Below are 5,425 nucleotides of genomic sequence, written 5' to 3'. Positions count from 1 at the left end.
ATCACCGCTTGTGGTCACACAAAGCCTTTGAAGCGCATTCGAGCCTCAGATTCCTATTTGCTTTGGGCGGTGCCTTTGCCTTACAAAATAGTGCTCTTCATTGGTCTTCAGACCACCGTGTTCATCACAAGCATGTCGATAACAACGACAAAGATCCATACTCTGCAAAGCGTGGCTTTTGGTACTCACACATCGGTTGGATGATTCGCAACTACAACACGTCTATCTATAAAGATCACGAGAACTGCCGCGACTTGAAGAAAGACAAGATCGTAATGTGGCAGCACAAACACTACATTCTTCTTGCGCTCATCATGAACTTTGGTGTGCCTATCGCATTGGGCCTGATCTATGGCGATGTGATTGGCATGCTGTTAATCGTAGGTGCGGTTCGTTTGGTACTTAACCACCACACCACATTCTTCATTAACTCTCTTGCGCACATCTGGGGCAGTCAACCTTTTACCGACAAGAACACAGCACGCGATAATGGTGTGCTTGCCGTACTTACTTTTGGCGAAGGCTACCACAACTTCCACCATATCTTTGAGAACGACTACCGTAACGGCATTTACTGGTGGCAATATGATCCAACGAAATGGCTGATTAAGAGTGCTTCGTTGATGGGGTTGGCGAGTAAGCTTAAGAAGACCCCTCAAGCACGCATTGAAAAAGCCGAAGCGGCAATGCTATTAAAACGCACGCAGCAGAAGATTATGCATCGTGCGGATAACATTCAAATCGCGGAGAAACTGCAGGCAGAATTTGACTCTCTTGTATCCAATATGAATGAATATTACGAAGTCAAAAAGCAGCTACTAGAAAGCAAGCGCGAAGACGTTGTGAAAAAGTACGAACATTCAGTGCTTAAGGTTCGTTATCAGCAAATCAAGATGAACTTCGAACAGCAAAAGAAAAATTGGGCGATGACGGTCGAGCAATACGCTTAAAATAAAGCAGTATACTTAACACACCAATAACAATACTGTTTGGTTCTTATTCGAAGGCCCTCGTGCAAAGCATGAGGGCTTTTTTAATTTACAGCTCTAATTAAACATCTGAATTTAAAGCTTTTCTTCAAATCATAAATACTGGTTCCATTTGTCACATTTTTGATGCAATACTATGTATTAATACGCCACTTAGCGTGATCAATATCACTTACAATTTAACCCTCGTCTCATACCATGCGCGTCCCAAAATTCTTTCAGCAATTAGCGGACCCACTTTATGAAATTGTTAAAAACATCTATCGCTTTCGCCATCTCTTCTGCTCTTTTGATTGGTTGCAGCAGCGATACCGATTACGTTCAACCTGAAGAAGTTAAGATCGCGACTTTTAACCTGTCTTTTGATCGTGCCACCTTCCAAGACCTTGTAACAGAGATGCAGATTGAACCAAGCGCTCAAGCAGTTCTTGTATCTGACTATCTGAACAATACAATTAGTGCGGCTGACAAAGAGACGGCAGCAAAAGTGATTCAAATCCGTAACGTAGCAGCTGTGATTCAAAAGAATCGTCCTGATGTTCTGATGATGGCCGAATTTAACAATGACGGTACTGGAAGGGACAAGTCAGCACTAGAAGGCTTCCAGAAGAACTACCTTTCGGTTGCGCAAAGCCTTGACGGTGCTGGTGGCGACGCGAACCTAGAACCAATTTCATACCCTTACTTTGAAAGTTACTCTACCAACACGGGCTTATTGAATGAATTTGGCTTTGACCTAGACAACGACGGCAACGCGGGCACATTACCTGGAGATGCTTGGGGCTTTGGTTTGTACCATGGTCAATACGCGTTTGCTCTGATGTCTAAATATGAGATAGACACTGCCAACACTCGTACATTCCAAGAATTTAAATGGAAAGATCTCGAAGGTGCCACTATTCCAACAATCACTGTTTGCGATGATCCTAGTAAGTTCCCAACCGGTATGGTTTGCGGCGATGAATGGTATTCAGCTGAAGAGTGGGAAGAAGTTCGTTTATCTTCAAAGAACCACGTTGATGCACCAATCCTAATCCCTACCAAAGATGGTACAGAAACCGTTCACTTACTGATGTCACACCCTACTCCGCCGGCTTTTGACGTAGGTAAGAACATCGAGCAAAACGCAGCAGAAGTCGACTTCTGGCACCAATATATCCAAAACAAGTCTTTCATCTATGACGACTCAGGAAAAACTGGCGGATTAGAGCAAGGTCAGCACTTTGTCATGATGGGTGATCAAAACCTAGATCCTGTTGATGGCGACGGTATTAGCTCTGTAATGCAAGACTTGCACAATGATGCATTAATTAACCAAGATGTCACCAATGGTAGCTTGTATCCAACAAGTTATGGTGCGGCTGAACATGCGGTAGATAAATCATCGTCTCACCCACAGCCGAACCGTATCACTTCAACATTTGGTCTTGCGGTTGACTACGCACTGCCTTCAGCAACACTCAACATTGTTGAATCCGATGTTTACTGGGCAGCTTCGTATGAAGAAGGACGCAAGCTATTCAATGACTCTCGAATTGGTGACTATGGTAACGGCAAGGACGTATCCTCTGATCACCGAATGATCTGGGTAAAGGCTGATTTCAGTAACTAATTTGTTCACTTTTCAAGATGCCCGGCTTAGTGTCGGGCATTTTTATGGGCGTAACTCACCAATAGTCTGGTCATCGCCAAAAGGATTATGGACACCAATAACCATAGTCATTGGATACCTCGATTCTTTTTCTTTAATTCATAGATACTTATATTACTCGGACCACTAGATTTATTGCCCTAGGAATTCACAATGACTACGCTAACCATTATTGCGACAATCGTCTGTAAAGAAGGAAGGTTGAGTTTGTAAAATCAGAGATGATCAAACTAATCGATAAAACCCGTGCTGAAGAAGACTGTATCAACTACGACCTCCATCAAGACAACAGCACCCCGGCGCACTTTGTGTTTCATGAGAATTGGGAGTCAGAGGCTCTGCTTGAAAAGCATCTAGAAAGTCAGCATATTGCAGACTACGTTGCGGCGACTGAGGGATGTATCGAGTCATTCGTTATCAATCGAATGACACATATCGCCTGATACGCGGTTTACTACTGATTCATAAACAAGCCCTGCTCTTAAAGCAGGGCTTCGTTTTTTCTGGTGAGTTTCACTTTTCCGAGTGGGTTCAGCACCTTCCTCTCTGTACTGTTTTTCACCTGTCGTCTTCAAAAACGACCTGCACTACAGACAAATATTCCTAAACCGATATCAAGCAACCTCACGAAAGATCAATCACATTCATTTAAATACTGTTCGCGACCTTTGACAATAAAATGAGCGACAAATGACAAAATAACCGTCGACAGGAATGTAGATGAATACCAAACAACTTGAGGACGCGGTCAGTGAAGTGGCCATGTTCAATCAACACCTGCACTTAATCCAATCTGTTCATACCATTCCGACGCCAAAAGTGAATTGGGAGTCGATGGCTATGGAGCCCGCTCCTGTAATGCCAACAGTTCACTTCGACCATAAAGTCAAAGCGATGGAAGCGCTCGATGATTACAAACCTAATTGGTTGGATATGTTATTGGGGAATAAATCAAAGCTGCATGCTCTTACTAAGAACGTTAAACGCGCTGCAGAACAAGATATTGAAGATTACAAAACTGAGTTTGTGCATTGGGTACAGAACTACAGTTACTGGGCCAAGAAGAACCAGCTTTCAAAGGGTGTTCTGAATAACGATAGCGAAGCCAAACTGACCGCTCTTTCAGAAGCACAACAGAATCCTATCAACGCCTCGGTAGTCGAAACAAAACTGATCAACCATAACTTTAATACTTACAAAAATGGTCATCTGTTAGAGATCAATATTCAGGTGAATAAGGATAATGTCATCCCTAAAGAGAGAAAAGTGCTGTGCCAAGGTGAGGTAAAACTAGAAAGCCTACCCATACCGGAAAGTAATATCCTATATCGAGAATATGTGTGTAGCTGTGTTCTTAAATGTGCTCAGGACTCTTTCAATGTATTGCCTGAATCAAGTGTCGTGATCAATGTTGAACAGGTTTCAGCGGGTCAATCCAATGAAACCATTCTATCGTGTCATATTGAAAAAGGGCTACTCGAGTTCTTATTAATTGAAGATGACAAGCCCTCAGAGATACTCGAATTCTTCGTACACCTAGAAGATTTTAATCCTCATCGAGGAGACGGTTTCTCAGCAATTCAAACCATCTTCTCTCCTTTGCCTATCGCGTCGTAATTCACTCGAATTTCCGATTTACTCTCTGACAATTCACATGGCTAACACATTGTTAGCTGTGTGAGACCACGAATAAACTTACCAGCTATGCCGACTTACTCTATTTCAACAACAAAACACCCTTCAACTAATACAACTCTAGGCAGACGTTGTTTCAACACCTTACCTTTGGTCGCTTTGGTTTTATCGGCACAAGTATTCGCAGAAGAGACCGAATTTGTCGATGAACCTGTATTTAAGGAAGAACAAAAAGAGGAATCCCCTTTCACGACGTTAACTAAGTTGGGGTTTATATACTCTCAGAACACCAGTTCATCCTTGTCTATCAATTCCGGAATATCCGTAGGCTACAAAAAGGAAAATTGGGGACAACGCGTGCAGTTCGATACCTATTACACGGATGCTGAAAATGATGAAGATGGAACGAATCGCTATACCACTAATTATGGGATTAGCTATGACTTGAATGACGTCACCTATTTAGTTGCCACAACACGTTTTGAGCACGACCACTATGGCACCTATCGTAAGCAGTTCATTACCGCTACTGGGCTTGGTCGCCATTTCTACGATACAGAGAGAATCAAGCTTCAAGCATCCGCGGGGCCGGGTTATCGAATCAGTAAACGCCAATCTTCTGATGAAGAGTTTCCAAACAAAGAGAACTACGAACTTATTGCTAATGCCAGTATCGATGGCTCCTTAACGCTCACTAAAACGTTTTCTATGGGTGCTACGGCTAATATGGCCTATGGTGAGGAAAACACGAACTACAACCTTAAAGGCTATCTAAAGAACATTCTGATGGGTAACTTAGCGCTCACCTTCGATACTGAATACATCTATAACACCACTGTTGCCTCAGACCAAAGCAATAGCGAGATCTATAGTTCAATGAATCTAAACTACGATTTCTAACGATACTGTTTGCTCTGCCCCCCAATATCGCAACTCCGGATAACAAAAGGCCCTCACAATGAGGGCCTTAAAAGTATCTAAAAGCGATTAACTTCTATCTCTGATTTACCATTACGCTGTTTTTGACCTCACGCGTGCTAGCACATCCATCTGCTTTAAGTTTGCCATCCCAACATACGCGACAGGTACCAAAAACAGTGAGAAGAAAGTTCCGACCGTTAAGCCGCCCACCAATACTAAACCGATGTTG

The 5,425-nt window shown here is 42.9% G+C and carries 4 protein-coding genes and 1 pseudogene; all 5 read left to right on the top strand.

Annotation, left to right across the window (positions count from 1 at the left end):
• Positions 1–950: fatty acid desaturase (locus tag BCT81_RS21285; RefSeq protein ID WP_102425742.1), on the top strand; the 950-nt coding region annotated here is incomplete at its 5' end.
• 280 nt (positions 951–1,230) lie between these two features.
• Positions 1,231–2,601 carry an endonuclease/exonuclease/phosphatase family protein gene (locus tag BCT81_RS21280; RefSeq protein WP_102425740.1) on the top strand — a complete coding sequence of 457 codons (1,371 nt, stop codon included), beginning with the start codon at positions 1,231–1,233 and terminating at the stop codon, positions 2,599–2,601.
• 192 nt (positions 2,602–2,793) lie between these two features.
• A pseudogene (locus BCT81_RS21275) lies at positions 2,794–3,083 on the top strand (putative quinol monooxygenase).
• 277 nt (positions 3,084–3,360) lie between these two features.
• Positions 3,361–4,257, top strand: a complete 897-nt coding sequence (locus BCT81_RS21270) for a hypothetical protein (RefSeq protein ID WP_102425739.1) — start codon at positions 3,361–3,363, stop codon at positions 4,255–4,257.
• Positions 4,258–4,425: 168 nt separating this feature from the next.
• Positions 4,426–5,175 carry a DUF481 domain-containing protein gene (locus BCT81_RS21265; RefSeq protein ID WP_102425741.1) on the top strand — a complete coding sequence of 250 codons (750 nt, stop codon included), beginning with the start codon at positions 4,426–4,428 and terminating at the stop codon, positions 5,173–5,175.
• The last annotated feature ends 250 nt before the right edge of the window (positions 5,176–5,425 follow it).

It is taken from the genome of Vibrio sp. 10N.261.52.A1 (genome assembly GCF_002876325.1).
Lineage (GTDB): Bacteria > Pseudomonadota > Gammaproteobacteria > Enterobacterales > Vibrionaceae > Vibrio > Vibrio chagasii.
The sequence above is the reverse complement of the archived record's forward strand: the minus strand, read 5'-3'. Positions and strand labels throughout refer to the sequence as shown.